Below are 18,617 nucleotides of genomic sequence, written 5' to 3' on the forward strand. Positions count from 1 at the left end.
TGTGCTGCGAGGCCATTCTTTGTCTAATAGTTAATCATCGTAAAATGAGCGTTTACTCATGACCCTGACCCAATTGGAGATCTTCTCCCGGGTGGCCGAGCTTGCGGGCTTCACCAGCGCCGCCACGCGCCTGGGCATCACCCAGTCGGCCGTGTCCCACGCCATCAAGTCCCTGGAACAGGAACTGGGGGTCGAGTTGTTCCGCCGCCATCAGGCCCAGGTCGAGCTCACCGATATCGGTGGCCAACTGTTGCTGCGGGCCCGGGCCATGCTGGGGCTGGCAGCGACCTTGGAGCAGGAGGCCGCCGATGCTCGGGGCATGAAGCGCGGCACCTTGCGCATCGGCTCCTTTGGCCCCACGTCCTCCATGCACCTGTTGCCATCCATCCTCAAGGAGTACCGACGCGAGCATCCGGGAATCGAGGTGCATATCGACGAGGGACCGGATCGCCAGGTGCTGCAATGGCTGGAGGAGCGACGGGTCGACGTGGGGTTCGTGGTGTTGCCCGAGGAGCGTCTCGATACCTTCGCACTGATCGAGGACCAGTTGGTCGCGCTGATTCCCGCAGGCCATGCCCTGGCCCGGGAGCAACAGATCCGCCTCGAACAGCTGTGTCACGATCCCTTCGTACTTACCGAAGCCGGCTCGGCCGAGCTGGTTACGCGCTTATTCACCGGCGCCGGCCTGAGTCCCAACATCCGCTATCGCAGCTCGCAACTGCTCAGCACCCTGGAAACCGTGGCCCGGGGTGACGCCTTGAGCATTCTGGCCGAGCTGTCCTTGCCCCCGGCTGCGGACGCCCGCTATGAAAGCAAGCCCCTGTCGCCGCCGGTGCGGCGCCAGGTGGGGATCGCCGTGCTCGACCGGCGCCAGGCATCGCCGGCAGCTCTGGCCTTTATCCAGCATGCGCAACGCCTGTATCGTCATCCAAAGCCGTCTATCCTGCGATGATCGAGACAACACCAGGAGGCTGCTGCCCCTGCTGCGGCAGCCACACGCTGGCAGGCCCCTCCTCTTCCACAGGTTCGATCCATGCCCCTGACCGCCAAAGGTCCGCTAAAGCGCTCTACCCGCACACTCTGGACATTGCTGGCGATTGTGCTCCCCATCGCACTGGGGGTCGTCATTCTCTATGCCCAGGCCGAACGAGCGCTGGTACGCAGTAGCCTGGAAACCGCCGAAGAAGCCGTTCGCCAGTTCGACCTGATGCTGGACAACACCGACATCGCCGCCAGGGCGCTGCTGCCCCAGGCAGGCCTGGAGTGCGACGAGGTCCGGCAACTGGCCCTGCGCGACCAGGTGACTCGCCGGCCATTCGTGCGCTCGACCAACCTGGTGTGGCGCAACAACAACTATTGCAGTTCATTGCTGGGCAACTATCCGGTACCCCTCGAGCCCCGGGACTACGTTGATGGCCGGCTCTGGCTCATGAGTGGCAACCCCATCACCCCCAACACCGCGCTGCTGGTCTACCGCTGGAGTGAGGGCGAGCGCTCGGCCCTGGCGACCATCGACGGTTATCACCTGACCAACGCCCTGCGCCTGATCAGCCGCTTCGCCCATTTGCAACTGCAGGTGGGCGAGCACTGGTTGTCCAGTGACGGCAGGGTCCACGACGGCGCGCCGCCACTGGCAGCAGTGGCCAGCGAGCAATTAAGCTCATCACGCTATCCCTACAGCGTCAGTGCCGGATTTCCCGAGGGGGACACCTGGAAATACATGAAAAGCCAGTATCCGGCGTTGTTCAGCCTGCTGGTGTTTCTCGGTGCCGCCGCCGGTGTCCTGGCCCATTGGCTGCAAAAGCGCTCCGCCTCTCCCAGCCATGAATTGCGCCGGGCACTGGAAGCCCGGGAATTCATTCCATACTTTCAGCCGGTGGTGCGCGGCGACACGCTGCAATGGGCCGGCATTGAAGTGCTGATGCGCTGGCAACATCCGAAAGAGGGGCTGGTGCGTCCGGACCTGTTCATCCCCTTCGCCGAACACTCGGGGCTGATCGTGCCCATGACTCGTTCACTGATGCAGCAGACGATGCAGGCGTTGGCCCCCCACGCTGCCGACTTCACTGACGGTTTTCATATCGGCATCAACATCACCGCCAGTCACTGTCATGACCTGCAGTTGCTGGAGGACTGTCGGGAGTTTCTCGCCGCCTTCCCTCCCGGCAAAGTGATCCTGGTACTGGAGTTGACCGAACGCGAGCTGATCGAGCCCACGGCCACCACCCTGCAGCTGTTTGCCGCCTTGCATGAGCTCGGGGTAATGATCGCCATCGACGACTTCGGCACCGGGCATTCCAGTCTGGGTTATCTGCGTCAGTTCAATGTCGATTACTTGAAGATCGATCAGAGCTTCGTCGCCATGATCGGTGCCGACGCACTGTCGCTGCATATACTCGACAGCATTATCCAACTCTCGGCCAAACTCGATCTGGGCATCGTCGCCGAAGGTATTGAAACTGCCGAACAACGGGATTACCTCGCAGCTCAAGGGGTGGATTTCCTGCAGGGTTATTTATTCGGACGCCCCATGCCCAGTGCAGAATTTGTTGCGACCGTTGCGCGCCATTAAATGGCCATACCAGAACATCAAGTACTCGATACCGATAACTCGGGACATGCACCAATTTGATTAAATTGGCAAATACAGGCTTGAACAAGAACAACCTGATTTACTCGCGCGCCATTAACTACTACAATTTTTCCCGCCTGTACAAGATTCACAGGTAGGCCACTTAATCGAGCCTTAACCGGCTTATGGCTTATAGCTTTGTTTGTGGTTTGTATCAGCCAAAATAGACTATTGGAGTGAAGATATTGTCCAGACTTGCTGAATTTCGTGCTGCAGAAAAAGCACTTCAAGAACAGCTCGCGCAGCTTGAATCCCTGAAGAATGACGCCGGACTCAAAAAGGAAATCGAGTTCGAAGAGAAACTCCAGGCCCTGATGAAATCCTACGACAAGAGTTTGCGTGACATCATCGCAATCCTTGATCCCAACCTGGGCAAAGGCGGCCTGCCACAGGCCAACGCCCCTAAACAGCGCCGCGCACGCGTGGTGAAGGTCTATCAGAACCCGCACACCGGTGAACTGATTGAAACCAAGGGCGGCAATCATCGCGGCCTGAAAGCTTGGAAAGAACAGTACGGTGCTGCCACTGTGGATTCCTGGCTGCGCGCTTGAACAAAGCCGCAACCTGAAAAAGGCCCTGCATATGCAGGGCCTTTTACATTGATAAGAATATTCTTATTACGACTTGAATCTAAGGGAAGATCCAGCCCAGCTGCTGGCGATGAGCCAGCCCATGATAGACCTTGCAATAAGGCCAGCCCCGAACCAACTACTCGCTTAATGCCTTTTCGATAACGAACTCGCCACACGCGAAAAGCAAACCGACTATTTCAGATTTTTCCTTAAAGTTTGAGGCTATTTCGTACAGCGAGTATTTGATCCTGACTGTCGGCATAAGCCGCTGCTTGGCCGGCGTATGAAAGTACATAAGCCTTATCCCCATCCAGCGCCGCCACCAGTGTTTGCGACAACACATGTCGCCCATTCTGGGTAATGGTACAAGTGGTCTCCAGAGCGTCGAGACGACTCAACTGCGCGGCATGAATCTTGTTACAGACACTCTGATATCCGCCTCGGGCAAAGTCTTTCTGTACCGACTTGCGCATTTCCAGCAATACCCCTTGAAGATTGACTACATGCCCACTCTCCACCTGGGTCATGGTCAACTCCATGACCAGTTGCGGATTGCCCGCGGCATCGTTCTTCACCGCCCGCTGCCGGGAAACCTGGGCGGCCTGATCCGCCTCCTGGACGGGCACTGGCTCCACGGTCCAGCCCTCGGGCCAGGCAACCTCCGGTTGCGCCTGGACAGCGCCCGCAAACATCAGCAGCAACAGGCCCGCAGCCTGGGTTTTAAACGACTCGATCATGGACTGGCACACTTGAGGAACAGGCCTTGAAGTCTGAGCCTGGCGCCAGGAATGGGCAATAGATCAGGAGCTTTGGGTTTGGCGCCATCCTGCCCAGTTGCGTATCATTGCCCGATTCCAAGGATGTCCGAACCATTGCCTGCCAAGGACTTCCCCGCCCTCGCGGGAAGCCTTTGCCGCACTTTCTTCTGGAGGGCCCATGAGCCTTAACGAACTCAACACTTTCCCCGGCGTGACTGCCCAACCGGACCCAGCCACTGCCCGTTTCGTGTTCAACCACACCATGCTGCGGGTCAAGGACATCACTCGCTCCCTGGACTTCTACACCCGGGTCCTGGGCTTTTCCCTGGTGGAAAAACGCGATTTCCCCGAAGCCGAATTCAGCCTGTACTTCCTCGCACTGGTGGACAAGTCGCAGATTCCGGCCGACGCTGCGGCCCGTACCGAATGGATGAAGTCGATCCCCGGAATTCTCGAACTGACCCACAACCACGGCACCGAGAACGACCCGGACTTCGCCTATCACAACGGCAACACCGACCCGCGTGGCTTTGGTCATATCTGCATCTCGGTGCCGGACATTGTCGCTGCCTGCGAACGTTTCGAGACCCTGGGCTGCGACTTCCAGAAGCGCCTGAATGACGGCCGCATGAAGAGCCTGGCCTTCATCAAGGACCCGGATGGCTACTGGGTCGAGATCATCCAGCCGGCGCCGCTGTAACCCTTTGCCGGTACAGAGCCGGCCTGTGTAGGCGCTGGCCTGCCAGCGAACGCGTCCTCAACGGCGCAAGGCCCAAGGGCCTCTTCAGCGGCCAACCGACGCCTACCAGCACAGCAATAAAAAACCCCATGAGCCAAGCTCATGGGGTTTTGTTTTTTCAGCGGCCGATCAAGCCGGTGCTGATGTGCGGATCAAGTGATCGAATGCACTGAGGGAGGCCTTGGCGCCCTCGCCCACCGCAATCACGATCTGCTTGAAGGGCACTGTCGTTACGTCACCGGCAGCAAATACTCCAGGCAGCGAAGTCTCGCCACGGGCATCGACGATGATCTCGCCACGGGGCGACAGTTCCACCGCGCCCTTGAGCCAATCGGTGTTGGGCAATAGGCCGATCTGCACAAAGATGCCTTCCAGGTCCACCGTGTGGAACTCACCCGAATCGCGATCCTTGTAGGCCAGGCCGGTGACCTTCTGCCCATCACCCTTCACTTCACTGGTCAGGGCACTGGTAATGACCTTGACGTTGGCCAGGCTGTACAGCTTGCGTTGCAACACGGCATCGGCCCGCAGCTTGCTGTCGAACTCCAGCAAGGTTACGTGGCTGACGATACCCGCCAGGTCGATCGCCGCTTCGACGCCGGAGTTACCGCCACCAATCACCGCCACCCGCTTGCCTTTGAACAGCGGACCATCGCAGTGCGGGCAGAAACACACGCCCTTGGCCTTGTACTCCTGCTCACCCGGCACACCCATTTCACGCCAGCGGGCACCCGTCGCCAGGATCACCGACTTGGCCTTCAGGCTGGCGCCGCTTTCAAACTGAATCTCATGCAGACCGCCCACTTCCTTGGCCGGCACCAGGGCACTGGCACGCTGCAGGTTCATGATGTCGACGTCGTATTGCTTGACGTGCTCTTCGAGTGCCGCGGCCAGTTTTGGCCCTTCGGTCTCTTTCACCGAAACAAAGTTCTCGATGGCCATGGTATCCAGTACCTGGCCGCCGAAGCGCTCGGCCGCGACCCCGGTACGAATGCCTTTACGAGCGGCGTAGATGGCTGCCGCAGCGCCGGCTGGACCGCCGCCGACCACCAGCACATCGAAGGCCTCTTTGGCGTTGAGCTTCTGCGCCTGCTTCTCTACCGCACCGGTGTCGAGTTTGGCGAGGATCTCTTCCAACCCCATGCGACCCTGGCCGAAGTTCACGCCATTGAGGTAGACACTGGGCACCGCCATGACCTTGCGTTCATCAACTTCGGCCTGGAACAGCGCGCCGTCGATCGCCACATGACGGATGTTCGGGTTGAGCACCGCCATCAGGTTCAGGGCCTGGACCACGTCCGGGCAGTTCTGGCAAGACAGCGAGAAGTAGGTCTCGAAGTTGAACTCACCTTTGAGCGAGCGGATCTGTTCGATCACTTCAGCGCTGGCTTTCGATGGGTGACCGCCGACTTGCAACAGGGCCAGCACCAGCGAGGTGAATTCGTGGCCCATGGGAATGCCGGCGAAACGCAGGCTGATATCACTTCCCGGGCGATTCAACGAGAACGACGGCTTGCGCCCATCGGTACCGTTGTCGAGCAACGTAATCTGGTTGGAAAGACTGACAATGTCTTTGAGTAACTCGAGCATTTCCTGGGATTTCGCACCGTCGTCGAGGGAGGCGACGATCTCGATCGGCTGGGTGACCCGTTCCAGGTATGACTTCAACTGAGCTTTAAGATTGGCGTCCAACATACGGGCGATTTCCATGTTCTGAATAAAGAGATGATTCGGTAAAAAAAAACGCCCGAGCGAATCTCGCCCGGGCGTTTTGGGGGCGGTGCAGCTTACTTAGGTGCGGATCACCGCCCTGGAGTCAAACATGGACTTAGATCTTGCCGACCAGGTCCAGGGACGGAGCCAGGGTGGCCTCGCCTTCTTTCCACTTGGCTGGGCAGACTTCGCCTGGGTGCGCGGCAACGTATTGAGCGGCCTTGATCTTGCGCAGCAGCTCGGAAGCGTCACGGCCTACGCCGCCATCGTTGATTTCAACGATCTTGATCTGGCCTTCCGGGTTGATCACGAAGGTGCCGCGGTCAGCCAGACCGGCTTCTTCGATCAACACGTCGAAGTTGCGAGAGATGGCCAGGGTTGGGTCGCCGATCATGGTGTACTGGATCTTGCCGATGGCTGGCGAGGTGTTGTGCCAGGCAGCGTGAGCAAAGTGGGTGTCGGTGGAAACGCTGTAGATCTCAACACCCAGCTTCTGGAACTCGGCGTAGTTGTCGGCCAGGTCTTCCAGCTCGGTTGGGCAAACGAAGGTGAAGTCAGCCGGGTAGAAGAACACGACAGACCATTTGCCTTTCAGATCAGCGTCCGACACTTCGACGAATGCGCCGTTTTTGAATGCGGTAGCTTTGAACGGTTTAACTTGGCTGTTGATGATAGGCATCGTTGACTCTCCATCAGTGGTTGAAAACATTGGGTGAAAACTTGATGGAGAGAATCCTAACCAATGAGTCTCCGCTTGGCTCATTGGCAAACCTGATGCTACCGATTGGTTTTGGCTATCAGCCGACAGTATTAATAGAAGAAACCTCTGACTACTGGCGAACCGGCTTCGGATCAATCAGTGCCATCCCCATGAACGGGCTGGCCTCGACATAGCGCATGGCGGACTTCAGGTCCTTCCAGCCCACATAGCTCATCAGGGACTTGAGGTCCCAACCGCTGCGGTGGGCCCAGGTGGCAAACCCACGGCGCAGGGAGTGGCTGGTGTAATGCTCGGCGTCGATGCCGGCACGCTCCAGAGCCTGGCGCAGCAATGGAATCACGCTATTGGCGTGCAGCCCCTGTTCGCTCAGGTGGCCCCAGCGGTCGATGCTGCGAAACACTGGGCCGCGCACCAGTGCGGCGCCGTTGATCCACTCGACATAGGCCTGTACCGGACACAGACGCTGCAGCGCCGGCGTGTGAAAGGTGCGCCCCAGATTGTCGCGATCACCCTTGCTGCGCGGCAGATAGAGGCTGATGCCGGAACCGGCCATGGCTTGCACATCCTCGACCTGCAGGCGACACAGTTCATCACTGCGAAAACCCCGCCAAAACCCCAGCAGGATCAGCGCCCGGTCGCGGCGCGCTCGCAACAGGTCGGCCTGACGGCCTTCGGCGGCAGCGGCTGCCCCCTCCTCGTCAAGCCAGGCAATCACCTGCTCCAGATGCTGCAACTGCAAGGGCTCGGCTTGTTTCTCGCGCACTGGATGCAACGCACGAATGCCCTTGAACACCTGGCGTACCACTGGCGCCTTGGTCGGATCGGCAAAACCCTGGCTGTTGTGCCATTGAGCCAGTGCAGAAAGGCGCAACCTCAGGGTGTTGATCGACAACTCCCCGGCGTAAGCCGCGAGATAACGGGCCACGCTCTCCGCCGTCGTCGGCAGGAACCCGCCCCACTGCACCTCGAAATGCTCGATCGCCGCCCGATAACTGCGACGGGTGTTATCGCGGGTAGCGGCTTGCAGGTAACGCTCCAGCTCACTCATGACAGTTCAACCCCGACAGATGTACGCCAGCGAAAAGACAAAGAAGCGCCGAACGCCCCATGACACTGGGTAATACTACAATATCCCAGGTCATATTCTCTCTATCTTGAAACTTTACCTACCTGTATAATAATCACTAATTACATACCATGTATCACAGTATTAAATCGTTGGAGGAGCCATGGCTCGCGGAGGCATAAACAAGGCGGTGGTGAAGAAAGCGCGTCAGGCGATTCTTGCCCGCGGCGAACACCCCAGCATCGATGCAGTACGCATAGAAATGGGCAATACCGGCTCGAAAACCACCATCCACCGCTATTTGAAGGAGCTGGATGACGGCACCAGCCGCCGAGATGCGGGCCCGGTGCCACTGGATGAGGAGTTGAGTGAACTGGTAGGACGACTGGCTCAACGCCTGCAAGAGCAGGCCCAGGAACCTCTGGAACAGGCCCTCGCCCACTCCGAACAACAGAAGCAGGCCTTCGAGCAACAACTGGAGCAAGCGCGGCACACCCAGGAACAACTGCAGCAGCAGCTACAGATCCAGGCCAGCGCCCTGGCCGGGGAAAGTGCCGCCCTGCAAGACACCCGCTCCATGCTGCAGAGCGAACAAACCCGCAACGCCGAACTCAATCAGGCTTTGAAGGATTGCCACCTGCGTCTGGAAGACAAGGAGCAACAGATCCGCTCCCTGGAAGAAAAACACCTGCATGCAAGGGACGCTCTAGAGCACTACCGCGCCGCCAGCAAGGAACAACGCGAACAGGAACTGCGTCGCCACGAAGGCCAGATCCAACAGGTGCAGATGGAGCTGCGCCAGGCTCAGCAGAGCGCACTGGTACGCCAGGACGAAATCACCCAACTGCATCGCGACAACGAACGCCTGCTCAGCGAGCAGCGAGCCACCCACAAGGAGCTCAAGCAGGCCCAGGACGCAGCGAGCAAGAGCGCTGTATCGCAGGCACTGCTTAACGAACAACTGGCGCGCCAGGACAGCGCCGGCACCCTGCTTCAGGAACGCTTGCGCGTCGCCTCGGAGGAGATTCAGGCACTCAAGGAAAGAGCCGACAAACAGGCTCGATTGAGCAAGGAGATGGAGTTGCGCGCCACCAAGGCCGAGGTCGGCCTCGAGGCGCTGCGCCTGGCTGCGGCAACCAAGGCGCAGCCAGACACACCCGCGGACTCGTGATCAGTCCGCGACAGGGGTACGCATGGTAACGAACTCTTCGGCAGCCGTCGGATGCACCCCGATGGTTTCGTCGAAATCGCGCTTGGTGGCTCCCGCCTTCAGGGCGATCGCCAGGCCTTGGACGATTTCCCCGGCATCAGGCCCAACCATGTGGCACCCCAGTACCTTGTCACTGTCGGCGTCCACCACCAGCTTCATCAAGGTGCGCTCCTGGCAGTCGGTCAGGGTCAGCTTCATCGGCCGGAAGCGGCTTTCGAAAATCTGCACCTTGTGCCCCGCCTCGCGCGCCTGCTCTTCGGTCAAGCCAACGGTGCCGATATTCGGCAAGCTGAAGACCGCCGTCGGAATCATCCGGTAATCCACCGGGCGGTACTGTTCCGGCTTGAACAGACGCCGAGCCACGGCCATGCCTTCCGCCAGGGCCACAGGCGTCAGTTGCACACGCCCAATCACATCGCCAATGGCCAGAATCGACGGCTCGCTGCTCTGGTACTGATCGTCAACCTCGATAAAGCCGCGCTTATCGAGTTTGACGCCGGTATTCTCCAGCCCCAGGTTGTCGAGCATCGGCCGACGCCCAGTGGCGTAGAACACGCAATCCGTCACTAGCTTGCGACCATCCTTGAGGGTGACCTCCAGGCTGCCATCGGCCAGCTTGTCGATGCGCTCGATATCCGCATTGAATTGCAGCCCCAGGCCGCGCTTGGTCAGCTCTTCCTGCAAGTGCTTGCGCACCGCGCCATCAAAGCCACGCAGGAACAGATCACCGCGATACAGCAACTGGGTATCGGCACCCAGGCCGTGGAAGATCCCGGCAAACTCCACCGCAATATAACCACCGCCCACCACCAGGACACGCTTGGGCAAAGCCTTGAGGAAGAACGCCTCATTGGAACTGATGGCATGCTCGCGGCCGGGAATATCCGGAATCTGCGGCCAGCCGCCCGTGGCAATCAGGATGTGCCGGGCACTGTAGCGCTGGCCATTGACCTCCACCTGATGGGGATCGATCAACTTGGCATGGCCTTCGTGCAGGGTCACACCACTGTTGACCAGCAGATTGCGGTAGATGCCGTTAAGGCGATTGATTTCGCGATCCTTGTTGGCGATCAGGGTCGCCCAATCAAAGTCCGCCTCGCCCAGGGACCAGCCAAAACCCGAGGACTGCTCGAAGTCTTCAGCGAAGTGGGCACCGTACACCAGGAGTTTTTTCGGCACACAGCCGACGTTGACACAGGTACCGCCCAGATAGCGGCTTTCGGCCACCGCGACTTTCGCCCCGAAACCCGCGGCAAAGCGCGCGCAACGCACACCGCCGGAACCGGCACCAATTACATAAAGATCAAAATCGTAGGCCATTTCACTCTCCCAGGCAGGCTGACAAGCATAACCGCAGATGGCGATTGGGTCAGCGCAGAGGATCTACATAAGGACGACAAATGAAAAAGCCACCCGAAGGTGGCTTTTCCGACAAACCCGTGCAGCGGCTATCAGTACGCCTTGCCGGTCTTGTAGAAGTTCTCGAAGCAGAAGTTGGTCGCGTCGATGTAACCCTCGGCGCCACCACAGTCGAAACGCTTGCCCTTGAACTTGTAGGCCATTACACAGCCGTTCTGCGCCTGCTTCATCAGGGCGTCGGTGATCTGGATTTCACCCCCCTTGCCCGGCTCGGTCTGCTCGATCAGATCGAAGATATCCGGAGTCAGAATGTAACGACCGATGATCGCCAGGTTCGATGGAGCGTCTTCCGGCTTTGGCTTCTCGACCATGCTGTGAACGCGGTAGATGTCGTCACGGATCATCTCGCCGGCGATCACGCCGTACTTGTTGGTTTCCTGCGGATCGACTTCCTGGATGGCCACGATCGAGCAGCGGAACTGCTTGTACAGCTTGACCATCTGGGTCAGTACGCCGTCGCCTTCAAGGTTGACACACAGGTCGTCCGCCAGCACCACGGCGAAGGGTTCGTCACCGATCAGCGGGCGACCGGTAAGAATGGCGTGGCCCAGACCTTTCATTTCGGTCTGGCGAGTGTAGGAGAACGAGCACTCGTCCAGCAGTTTGCGGATACCGACCAGGTATTTTTCCTTATCGGTGCCCTTGATCTGGTTTTCCAACTCGTAACTGATGTCGAAGTGGTCTTCGAGGGCGCGCTTGCCACGGCCGGTCACTATGGAGATTTCAGTCAGTCCAGCATCCAGCGCTTCTTCAACGCCGTACTGGATCAGTGGCTTGTTCACCACCGGCAGCATTTCTTTAGGCATGGCTTTAGTCGCTGGCAGGAAGCGAGTACCGTAACCGGCTGCTGGGAACAAGCATTTCTTGATCATATGAGTCCTTAAAAAGGCTGTGCGTACGAGTTTCGGCGCAGTCTAATCAGGCGGCGTGCACCTTACAATGCCCCGCGCTGGCTAACCGCTGCCATCATAGAGAAATAAAGCGCCAGATAGTTCCGCAGCATCCTCTAGATAGCGCATGGCGTAAACCTTCATCACCTCACAGGGCTTGTAAACCGGTGCCTGAGCGCCTTGACCGGCCAAGTCGAGACGCTTTCCGGGCAAGCCCATAAGGGCACGCTCAATTGCATTTTCCACGCGACACTGATGGCACCTTCAATGGCAGCGAAATACCCCCGAAATGCCCGATTCAAGGTCCGTCATATCCAGGCGTGGCACTTTTCGCCAACGCTCGCGGACTAAGGTGATGCGCTGTACCGAAATGGCCATTAGCTATAGCATCGCCACATCGATACCCACCCCCCCCCAAGACATCCCTCTTCCAGACGACGAAATCCCCATGAACAGACTTCTCGCAGTCACCGCTGTACTGGCTCTGACCGGATGCGCCACGGCTTCCAACACCTATCTGACCAATGGCGAACAAGGCCTGAGCATCGATTGCTCCGGGGAAGCCGGCTCCTGGGCCAGTTGCTATGAAAAAGCCGAAGCGTCCTGCGCCGGCACTGGCTATCAGATCGTCAGCACCGAAGGCACACCTGCCCCCAAGGAAAGTGACAAGACCCTGGGAGTCGACGTTGGCAACTACAAAAGCCGTAGCGTGATAGTCGTCTGCAAGTAGTGGGCGAACGCGCCACTACATGTGAATCTCGGCGAACTTGATGCCCAGGCCGCGAATGGTTTCAATCAGATCGTCAAGACGGGAAAAGGATTCCACCTCGTCGCTCTCATCCACCAGAAAGTAGCTGCGCCCGGCGCTCTTCTTGAAAAACACAATCCATTCCCCGGAATTGGCCGGGTTCTGAATCACGTGGGTGGCAGAGATCAAGCCCTCTGCATGCTTTTCCCTGACGTGTTCCCGCTTCATGCTTTCTCCCAAAAAGACGATGCCGCCAAGGTTTGAACCCGGGCGGCATCGTTGACGATGAGGGATAGTTTATCGGATGCCCTGGCCTATCAGCACGCCCTCTACCGTCTGACCGTACAAATTTACCCCGTCATTGGCGTGGAATTTGACTCGGGTCTTCTCGATGGAGCCCTCCACCAGGCGCGGATCCTGCGGCCGCTCGTGGCTGTTGACGAAGGCTGCCACGTCCCAGGCCTGCTGGTCGCTCAGGCTGCCGCCCTTGCCCAGTGGCATGTTGTGCTTGATAAAGGACGCTGCGGTATTGATCCGATGCATCCCCGCTCCCCAGTTATAGGAATCCTTGCCCCAGAGCGGCGGCATCACATAGTCCGTCCCGGCTTTCTGGCCCTGGCCTTGCTCGCCATGGCAGACCGCGCACTGCGCCTGATACACCGCCGCGCCCTGCTTGAGGTCATAGCCCTTAGCGGGCTGGGCCACATCGGGGTACCCCCTTCCAGGCAACTCCACACCCAGGGGCGCCTTGCTCGCCAACCAGTAGGCATATACCGACAGCGCGGTAATCTCCGGACTGTCCGCCGCCGGCGGCTTGCCACCATTCATGCTGAACTGGAAGCAGCCCTGCAAGCGTTCGGCAAAGGTGTTCACCTTGTCGTTCTTCTTGCGGTAGGCGGGGTACATCGGATAGGCGCCCCAAAGCGGCGCGGAGTTGGCCAGACGGCCCTGGTCAAGGTGACAGTTGCTGCAATTGAGCCCATTGCCCACGTACTGCGGCGCCAGGCGCTTGGTGTCGACAAACAAGGCATGACCTTCGCGCACCAGCCTGCCGTAGGCATTGTCCGGCAACTCACTCTCGGCCGGCGACTGGAAGTACTCGGCATGAACGGAAGCGCTTGGCGCCGGTATCTGCGACTGATCTTCCATGGCAATGGAAGCCGCCTGCACTTGAACCGCAAGAAATGCCATCAACGATCCTGCAATCAATGGTTTCATGGCCGCGCCTCCTGAGGTTTCAAGCTGGCAAAGTAATCCGCCACTGCGGTGACTTCTTCAGCACTCAAGGACTTGGCAACATGCCCCATCAGGTCATTGGGGTCGTTGTGCCGACTGCCATCACGCCAGGCATTGAGTTGCGCCACCAGGTAGCCGGCCGGCTGCCCGGCCAGGGGCGGAAAAGCCACACCGACACCGACACCGCCAGGCCCGTGGCAACTTACACATTCGGGAACCTGCCGCTCCCAGGCGCCACGCAAGGCCAGGCGCTCACCGACGCCGCTGGCGACTTGACTACGGCCGACCGCTTGGGTTTTCGGCCCGGGCATGGCCGCGAGGGTGCCGGTCACGGCGCTGATTTCGTCTTCGCTCAATGCCTTGGCAAGAGGCTGCATGACCGGGCTGCTGCGCGCACCGCTGCGAAAGTCATGCAGCTGTTTGGCGAGATAGCCTGCCGGTAAGCCGGCAAGACGCGGGAACCCGGCGGGGGCCAGGCCCATCGCATCAGCCCCATGACAGGCCTGGCAGGCTGTTGCCCCTGGCTGGGTGCCGCCCCGGGTGAAAACTTTCTGCCCATCCACGGCGTGGGCAGATTGCACAAACAGCAGCATCAGGCCACTCAATAGCATTCGATCCAGTGGGATCATATGGACTCCATTATTCTAGTTATATGCTTAGACCCAGTCGGCATAAGCACACAAATAGTAGGGCAATCGATCCATAGCGACAATGCGAAATTGGTGCGGCTAGCTGTTGCTGCTCACCAGAGCAGTCACAGGCCCTGGCAAGGCCCTGGGCTTGGGGTCAGCCAGAGATACAGGCCTCTCCTGCCTTGCGCACATCCTGTGGCCGCAGGGGGTTGTTGGACATTTGCTCGTGCAGTTTGATGCTACTGCCGCCCGAGCGTTCATCGATGTAGAACACCGCCGCCGGAGCCGCCGACAGGCTCTGGGGCACGATCACCCGGTAACCTTCCTTGCGCGGCTCGACCTGCAGTGCGCCACGGCTGTCGGAAAGCTTCCCAGATAGGCACTTGGCGTAATCCTGGGGCTTCTTGCCAGAGATGACGCTCAGGGTCGGCGGCGTCTGGTTGATATCCGAGACGGAGGCACAACCGCTGATGGCCAAGGCCAGAACCCACACCCAGCGCTTCATATAAAATCTCCAATAAAAGTCCCTCCGACAGCAAAGGCGCTGTTTTTCTCCAGAGGCACGGCTTTATCGCCGATAAAAATCCAAATAACTGTTTTAAATTGTCAAAGCCCGAGGCTGGGGCCGAATAATAACCCTTTGGGCCTGATAAACTGCGCCATCGCCCACGCCAACGTTTTGTTTTTGTAGATATAGCCCTTCTGGAGGCGCCCATGAAATTCATCCACCAGCGCGAGCACCTGAACGAAGACGATATCGTCGTCATCGAATGCTCCCAGGTCTGCAACATTCGCCTGATGAGCGACGCCAATTTCCGCAGCTTCAAGAATGGCGGCCGTCACACCTATCACGGCGGAGCCTTCGACAAGTTCCCCGCCAAGATCACCGCCCCCAGCACCGGCTTCTGGAATATCACCATCGACACCGTCAACCGGCGCCCCATCAGCGTGACCCGCAAGCCGAACCTGACTCACTCGATCCGCATCATTCGTCGCTCCAGCTCGAAACTGCGCTAAGCCCCAAACTCCTCGCGACAACAGGTAGCCCCGTGCCCCAGACCACCAAGTACGTCATCAAATACAAGCTCAATGGTGAGCGCCGCTTCGAATTTGCCCAACTTGAAAACGGCACTCAGGAAGAGGCCCTGGCCGCCCTGGAAGCCCTGCATGGCCAGTCCGACGACGTCATCAGCGACGTCAGCGTCAGCAAAGCGTTGTAGAGCCGCCCTCCCCGCGACCGATTCAAGCGCAAGCAACGGAGTGTTCAGCAGGCACCCCAGCCGCAGACTGGCCAGACTCTTACTGCCCAGGACACTCCCGCCATGCCCGCCTCATCGCTCCATGATCGCCTGCAACAACTGGATTGGGCCTGCATCGAGCAGGCCCTCGACCAGGCCAACCGCTGGAACCGCCTGATGAACATCGACGTTCACTACCCGTCGGAGCATTGCGCATTCATCCAGCGCTGCCATGGCGCCGGGCAACTGCGCCCGACCCCATTGCTCCTGCAATATGGCCCTGGGGACTACAACTGCTTGCATCAGGATCTGTATGGCGAACACGTTTTCCCCCTGCAAGTGGCCTTCCTGCTCTCACAGCCGGGAACCGATTTCAGCGGCGGCGAACTGGTGCTCACCGAACAGCGCCCGCGCATGCAATCACGGCCACAGGTCATTGGTCTGAAGCAGGGTGATGGCCTGGTATTCGCCGTGCATCATCGCCCAGTAGTCGGAGCGCGCGGGCCCTATCGAGTGACCTTGCGCCATGGTGTCAGCCGCGTTGACAGCGGCCAGCGCCACACCCTTGGAGTGATTTTTCACGATGCGTTGTAATGACGGCGGGCCCGCCAACCTCGGGCTGTTCAGTGACAGCGACCTGCAACAGCCGGCCCGCATCGAAGCGCTGGGCCCACAATCCAGGGTCTTGCGCGGCTTCGCCCTCCCCTGGATCGAAGCACTGCTGCCTCAGCTCGACGCCGTGCTTGCCGCGGCGCCGTTTCGCCACATGATCACGCCAGGCGGCTTCACCATGTCTGTCGGTTTGAGCAGTTGCGGCCAATTGGGCTGGACCACCGACAGCAACGGCTATCGCTACAGTCCCATTGATCCGCAGAGCCAACAGCCCTGGCCGGCAATGCCCGAGGTGTTCCGACAACTGGCGGAGATGGCAGCCGATGCCGCCGATTTCAAAGGCTTCAATCCCGACTCGTGCCTGATCAACTGCTACCAGCCAGGAGCGAAGATGTCCCTGCACCAGGACAAGAACGAGCGCGACTACAGCGCGCCCATCGTCTCCCTGTCCCTTGGTCTGCCGGCGATCTTTCTTTTCGGCGGCCAGCAGCGCGGCGACAAGAGCCAGCGGGTGCCGTTGCTCCACGGTGATGTGGTGGTCTGGGGCGGCGTCGATCGCCTGCGCTATCACGGGGTGCTGCCCCTCAAGGACGGCAGCCATTCCCTGCTCGGCCGGCAACGGATCAACCTGACCTTTCGCCACGCCGGCTGAGACGTGGAATTCAACCGCAAGCCCCGGAGTGCCGAACGGGGCCCGGGCCGTTAATCTGACCGCCACTCCCCGTCGAGCACCGACCATGAATGCCCTGACACGCAAACAACAGATTGAACAGGACCCACGTTGGCAGGCCGTGCTCAAACGCGACGCCAGCGCCGATGCCAGGTTCGTCTATGCCGTGCGGACCACGGGGGTGTACTGCCGTCCCAGCAGCCTGTCGCGCCTGCCGAAAGCGGAAAACGTCGAGTTCTTCGACAGCGCCCAACAGGCCGAAGCGGCGGGCTATCGTCCGAGCAAGCGTCAAGCCAGCGACCAGACCCAGGTCGCCGCGCACCATGCGGCGCTGGTGGCTGCCGCCTGCCGGCTGATTGAAGCTGCCGAATCGGCTCCCAGCCTGGAACAACTGGCGCAGCACGCGGGCGTCAGCAGCTATCACTTCCACCGGGTGTTCAAGGCTGCCACCGGGCTCACACCGCGGGGCTACGCCAATGCGCAACGCTCGCGCAAAGTCCGCGGCCATCTGCAAAGCGGACACTCGGTGACCACAGCGCTGTACGACGCCGGCTTCAACTCCAACAGTCGCTTCTATGAAGCCGCGGACCAGTTGCTGGGCATGAAACCCAGCGACTACCGCGCCGGTGGGCCCAACACCGATATCCGCTTCGCCGTGGGCCAATGTTCCCTGGGAGCGATCCTGGTAGCCCAGAGTCACCGGGGTGTCTGCGCCATCCTCCTGGGGGACGACCCCAACCCGTTGGTGGAGGAACTGCAAGACACCTTTCCCCGGGCCAACCTGATCGGCGCCGACGCTGATTTCGAACGCCTGGTCGCCCAGGTCGTGGGCTTTGTCGAAGCGCCAGCCCTCGGCCTGGACCTGCCCCTGGACCTGCGCGGCACCGCATTCCAGGAGCGGGTGTGGCAGGCCCTGAAAAGCATTCCCGCCGGCAGCACCGCCAGCTACGCCGAGATTGCCCAGCGCATTGGTGCCCCCAAGGCCATGCGTGCGGTGGCCCAGGCCTGCGCGGCCAACACCCTGGCGGTGGCGATCCCCTGTCACCGGGTGGTACGTAGCGACGGCAATCTTTCAGGCTACCGCTGGGGAGTGGAACGCAAGCGTCAGTTGCTGGAACGCGAGACGCCATCCGAGGCCTGAATCCCGATGTAGATCGCCACCGAATCGGCGCTGGTATAAACCTCAAAGTCCGTAGCGAAGGCGCGCTGCACCTGCGGGTTGTCCTGGAAGTAGGCCCAGATCAGGCCCCAGGTCTGGATCACGCAATCGGGCATCGCGCCCTTGGCGCTGAACACCAGATAATCACCGCCCTGGATGTCCACGTTGGGGTAGTCCGCACAGGCACTCGTCACTGCCACACCGGCGGTCACATCGAAATGCCCCGAAGCGTCGGACTCGTAATTGGAATAGACGCCATAGACGAAAGAGTCCGCCTGACGAGGGCCGATTTTGTCGAACAGGCCATCGACATAAAAGCGCTGCCACATCGGTCCGATCCTGGCGCTGTCCGCCTGCTGCTCTTCGATATTGAGGGTGCGAACTTGCAGGCCTGCGACGCTGAAGGGCAATACTTCGCGCAGTTTTACTTCCATGATCAAGCTTCCTTACGCCGCGATGAGGGAAAATATCCGCCGCAGTCTAGCGTCGGATCAACCTCCGCGACAGCCACCCTGCCACCGCGGTAAATGCCTGTATTTGAGCCCACCCGGGAAAAGTCAGCTGGCCTAGGGCGCCCTTCTCCTGCTAAAAACCATCGCCTG

21 protein-coding genes and 1 pseudogene are annotated in these 18,617 nt (G+C 59.8%); 11 read left to right on the forward strand and 11 right to left on the reverse strand.

Going from position 1 to position 18,617, the window contains the following annotated elements; all coding sequences use genetic code 11:
- The first annotated feature begins 58 nt into the window (after positions 1 to 58).
- The 3 genes from P7C00_RS18235 to P7C00_RS18245 all read left to right on the forward strand — a co-directional run bounded on the left by P7C00_RS18235 (position 59) and on the right by P7C00_RS18245 (position 3,183).
- Positions 59 to 952: a LysR family transcriptional regulator gene (locus P7C00_RS18235; RefSeq protein WP_404937022.1), complete on the forward strand. Its 894-nt coding sequence runs from the start codon at positions 59 to 61 to the stop codon at positions 950 to 952.
- Positions 953 to 1,033: 81 nt separating this feature from the next.
- Entirely contained in the window at positions 1,034 to 2,572 is a 1,539-nt protein-coding gene (locus tag P7C00_RS18240; RefSeq protein WP_404937023.1) for an EAL domain-containing protein, read from the forward strand.
- Between the two features lie 245 nt (positions 2,573 to 2,817).
- Positions 2,818 to 3,183 (forward strand): histone-like nucleoid-structuring protein, MvaT/MvaU family, encoded by a 366-nt coding sequence (locus P7C00_RS18245; RefSeq protein WP_123725488.1) that lies wholly within the window; start codon positions 2,818 to 2,820, stop codon positions 3,181 to 3,183.
- A 230-nt stretch (positions 3,184 to 3,413) separates the two neighbouring features.
- On the opposite strand, the gene P7C00_RS18250 is transcribed toward P7C00_RS18245, so the two are convergent.
- Complete coding sequence (locus P7C00_RS18250; protein WP_404937024.1) at positions 3,414 to 3,941, reverse strand: DUF4946 domain-containing protein; 528 nt, start codon at positions 3,939 to 3,941, stop codon at positions 3,414 to 3,416.
- 199 nt (positions 3,942 to 4,140) lie between these two features.
- On the opposite strand from P7C00_RS18250, the gene gloA reads away from it, so the two are divergent.
- Positions 4,141 to 4,662, forward strand: coding sequence for a lactoylglutathione lyase (gene gloA / locus P7C00_RS18255; protein ID WP_346635429.1), 522 nt, complete (start codon positions 4,141 to 4,143; stop codon positions 4,660 to 4,662).
- A gap of 168 nt (positions 4,663 to 4,830) precedes the next feature.
- Here the strand turns inward: gloA and ahpF are convergent, their stop codons facing one another.
- The 3 genes from ahpF to P7C00_RS18270 all read right to left on the reverse strand — a co-directional run bounded on the left by ahpF (position 4,831) and on the right by P7C00_RS18270 (position 8,183).
- Positions 4,831 to 6,396: an alkyl hydroperoxide reductase subunit F gene (ahpF, locus tag P7C00_RS18260; protein ID WP_404937025.1), complete on the reverse strand. Its 1,566-nt coding sequence runs from the start codon at positions 6,394 to 6,396 to the stop codon at positions 4,831 to 4,833.
- A gap of 133 nt (positions 6,397 to 6,529) precedes the next feature.
- Positions 6,530 to 7,093 (reverse strand): alkyl hydroperoxide reductase subunit C, encoded by a 564-nt coding sequence (gene ahpC / locus P7C00_RS18265; RefSeq protein WP_011061677.1) that lies wholly within the window; start codon positions 7,091 to 7,093, stop codon positions 6,530 to 6,532.
- A gap of 151 nt (positions 7,094 to 7,244) precedes the next feature.
- Positions 7,245 to 8,183 (reverse strand): site-specific integrase, encoded by a 939-nt coding sequence (locus P7C00_RS18270; RefSeq protein WP_346635431.1) that lies wholly within the window; start codon positions 8,181 to 8,183, stop codon positions 7,245 to 7,247.
- A 181-nt stretch (positions 8,184 to 8,364) separates the two neighbouring features.
- Between P7C00_RS18270 and P7C00_RS18275 the strand changes: the two genes are divergently transcribed.
- On the forward strand, positions 8,365 to 9,372 hold the full coding sequence (locus tag P7C00_RS18275; RefSeq protein ID WP_404937026.1) for a DNA-binding protein: 1,008 nt from the start codon (positions 8,365 to 8,367) through the stop codon (positions 9,370 to 9,372).
- Here the strand turns inward: P7C00_RS18275 and gorA are convergent, their stop codons facing one another.
- Together gorA and galU are read right to left on the reverse strand one after the other, a co-directional pair.
- The gene (gene gorA, locus P7C00_RS18280) at positions 9,373 to 10,731 is read right to left on the reverse strand and encodes a glutathione-disulfide reductase (protein ID WP_404937027.1); all 1,359 of its coding nucleotides are present in this window, start codon (positions 10,729 to 10,731) and stop codon (positions 9,373 to 9,375) included. It lies immediately after the preceding gene.
- Positions 10,732 to 10,862: 131 nt separating this feature from the next.
- Positions 10,863 to 11,702 carry a UTP--glucose-1-phosphate uridylyltransferase GalU gene (gene galU / locus P7C00_RS18285; RefSeq protein WP_003182953.1) on the reverse strand — a complete coding sequence of 280 codons (840 nt, stop codon included), beginning with the start codon at positions 11,700 to 11,702 and terminating at the stop codon, positions 10,863 to 10,865.
- Positions 11,703 to 12,168: 466 nt separating this feature from the next.
- Between galU and P7C00_RS18290 the strand changes: the two genes are divergently transcribed.
- Positions 12,169 to 12,450 (forward strand): hypothetical protein, encoded by a 282-nt coding sequence (locus tag P7C00_RS18290; protein ID WP_102863257.1) that lies wholly within the window; start codon positions 12,169 to 12,171, stop codon positions 12,448 to 12,450.
- Between the two features lie 15 nt (positions 12,451 to 12,465).
- Here the strand turns inward: P7C00_RS18290 and P7C00_RS18295 are convergent, their stop codons facing one another.
- From P7C00_RS18295 to P7C00_RS18310, 4 genes are all read right to left on the reverse strand, one after another.
- Positions 12,466 to 12,696, reverse strand: a complete 231-nt coding sequence (locus P7C00_RS18295) for a hypothetical protein (protein WP_102863256.1) — start codon at positions 12,694 to 12,696, stop codon at positions 12,466 to 12,468.
- 69 nt (positions 12,697 to 12,765) lie between these two features.
- Positions 12,766 to 13,617, reverse strand: coding sequence for a c-type cytochrome (locus P7C00_RS18300; RefSeq protein WP_404940039.1), 852 nt, complete (start codon positions 13,615 to 13,617; stop codon positions 12,766 to 12,768).
- Positions 13,618 to 13,682: 65 nt separating this feature from the next.
- On the reverse strand, positions 13,683 to 14,333 hold the full coding sequence (locus P7C00_RS18305; RefSeq protein ID WP_404937028.1) for a c-type cytochrome: 651 nt from the start codon (positions 14,331 to 14,333) through the stop codon (positions 13,683 to 13,685).
- Positions 14,334 to 14,490: 157 nt separating this feature from the next.
- Complete coding sequence (locus P7C00_RS18310) at positions 14,491 to 14,841, reverse strand: hypothetical protein (RefSeq protein ID WP_346635436.1); 351 nt, start codon at positions 14,839 to 14,841, stop codon at positions 14,491 to 14,493.
- Positions 14,842 to 15,050: 209 nt separating this feature from the next.
- Here P7C00_RS18310 and P7C00_RS18315 point away from each other — a divergent pair, with 209 nt between their 5' ends.
- From P7C00_RS18315 to ada, 5 genes and pseudogenes are all read left to right on the forward strand, one after another.
- Positions 15,051 to 15,353 carry a DUF1883 domain-containing protein gene (locus tag P7C00_RS18315; RefSeq protein ID WP_011061687.1) on the forward strand — a complete coding sequence of 101 codons (303 nt, stop codon included), beginning with the start codon at positions 15,051 to 15,053 and terminating at the stop codon, positions 15,351 to 15,353.
- 32 nt (positions 15,354 to 15,385) lie between these two features.
- Positions 15,386 to 15,556 carry a hypothetical protein gene (locus tag P7C00_RS18320; protein ID WP_317068900.1) on the forward strand — a complete coding sequence of 57 codons (171 nt, stop codon included), beginning with the start codon at positions 15,386 to 15,388 and terminating at the stop codon, positions 15,554 to 15,556.
- A gap of 171 nt (positions 15,557 to 15,727) precedes the next feature.
- A pseudogene (locus tag P7C00_RS18325) lies at positions 15,728 to 16,168 on the forward strand (2OG-Fe(II) oxygenase); the annotation flags it as partial.
- On the forward strand, positions 16,158 to 16,838 hold the full coding sequence (gene alkB, locus P7C00_RS18330) for a DNA oxidative demethylase AlkB (protein WP_404937029.1): 681 nt from the start codon (positions 16,158 to 16,160) through the stop codon (positions 16,836 to 16,838). The pseudogene P7C00_RS18325 and the gene alkB, both read left to right, overlap by 11 nt.
- An 85-nt stretch (positions 16,839 to 16,923) precedes the next feature.
- Positions 16,924 to 17,997: a bifunctional DNA-binding transcriptional regulator/O6-methylguanine-DNA methyltransferase Ada gene (ada, locus tag P7C00_RS18335; protein ID WP_404937030.1), complete on the forward strand. Its 1,074-nt coding sequence runs from the start codon at positions 16,924 to 16,926 to the stop codon at positions 17,995 to 17,997.
- Here ada and P7C00_RS18340 read toward each other — a convergent pair.
- A complete protein-coding gene (locus tag P7C00_RS18340) occupies positions 17,961 to 18,449 on the reverse strand; it encodes a GyrI-like domain-containing protein (protein ID WP_346635439.1) in 489 nt (162 codons plus the stop codon). The two genes, ada and P7C00_RS18340, sit on opposite strands and share 37 nt — an antisense overlap.
- Positions 18,450 to 18,617 lie beyond the last annotated feature (168 nt).

The organism is Pseudomonas sp. JDS08PS003 (assembly GCF_045013505.1).
Lineage (GTDB): Bacteria > Pseudomonadota > Gammaproteobacteria > Pseudomonadales > Pseudomonadaceae > Aquipseudomonas > Aquipseudomonas protegens_B.

Coding starts and splice junctions, on each gene's coding strand:
- P7C00_RS18235 (WP_404937022.1), top strand. CDS start 59: ATGACCCTGACCCAATTGGAGATCTTCTCCCGGGTGGCCGAGCTTGCG.
- P7C00_RS18240 (WP_404937023.1), top strand. CDS start 1,034: ATGCCCCTGACCGCCAAAGGTCCGCTAAAGCGCTCTACCCGCACACTC.
- P7C00_RS18250 (WP_404937024.1), bottom strand. CDS start 3,941: ATGATCGAGTCGTTTAAAACCCAGGCTGCGGGCCTGTTGCTGCTGATG.
- gloA (WP_346635429.1), top strand. CDS start 4,141: ATGAGCCTTAACGAACTCAACACTTTCCCCGGCGTGACTGCCCAACCG.
- ahpF (WP_404937025.1), bottom strand. CDS start 6,396: ATGTTGGACGCCAATCTTAAAGCTCAGTTGAAGTCATACCTGGAACGG.
- ahpC (WP_011061677.1), bottom strand. CDS start 7,093: ATGCCTATCATCAACAGCCAAGTTAAACCGTTCAAAGCTACCGCATTC.
- P7C00_RS18270 (WP_346635431.1), bottom strand. CDS start 8,183: ATGAGTGAGCTGGAGCGTTACCTGCAAGCCGCTACCCGCGATAACACC.
- P7C00_RS18275 (WP_404937026.1), top strand. CDS start 8,365: ATGGCTCGCGGAGGCATAAACAAGGCGGTGGTGAAGAAAGCGCGTCAG.
- gorA (WP_404937027.1), bottom strand. CDS start 10,731: ATGGCCTACGATTTTGATCTTTATGTAATTGGTGCCGGTTCCGGCGGT.
- galU (WP_003182953.1), bottom strand. CDS start 11,702: ATGATCAAGAAATGCTTGTTCCCAGCAGCCGGTTACGGTACTCGCTTC.
- P7C00_RS18290 (WP_102863257.1), top strand. CDS start 12,169: ATGAACAGACTTCTCGCAGTCACCGCTGTACTGGCTCTGACCGGATGC.
- P7C00_RS18295 (WP_102863256.1), bottom strand. CDS start 12,696: ATGAAGCGGGAACACGTCAGGGAAAAGCATGCAGAGGGCTTGATCTCT.
- P7C00_RS18300 (WP_404940039.1), bottom strand. CDS start 13,617: ATGGAAGATCAGTCGCAGATACCGGCGCCAAGCGCTTCCGTTCATGCC.
- P7C00_RS18305 (WP_404937028.1), bottom strand. CDS start 14,333: ATGATCCCACTGGATCGAATGCTATTGAGTGGCCTGATGCTGCTGTTT.
- P7C00_RS18310 (WP_346635436.1), bottom strand. CDS start 14,841: ATGAAGCGCTGGGTGTGGGTTCTGGCCTTGGCCATCAGCGGTTGTGCC.
- P7C00_RS18315 (WP_011061687.1), top strand. CDS start 15,051: ATGAAATTCATCCACCAGCGCGAGCACCTGAACGAAGACGATATCGTC.
- alkB (WP_404937029.1), top strand. CDS start 16,158: ATGCGTTGTAATGACGGCGGGCCCGCCAACCTCGGGCTGTTCAGTGAC.
- ada (WP_404937030.1), top strand. CDS start 16,924: ATGAATGCCCTGACACGCAAACAACAGATTGAACAGGACCCACGTTGG.
- P7C00_RS18340 (WP_346635439.1), bottom strand. CDS start 18,449: ATGGAAGTAAAACTGCGCGAAGTATTGCCCTTCAGCGTCGCAGGCCTG.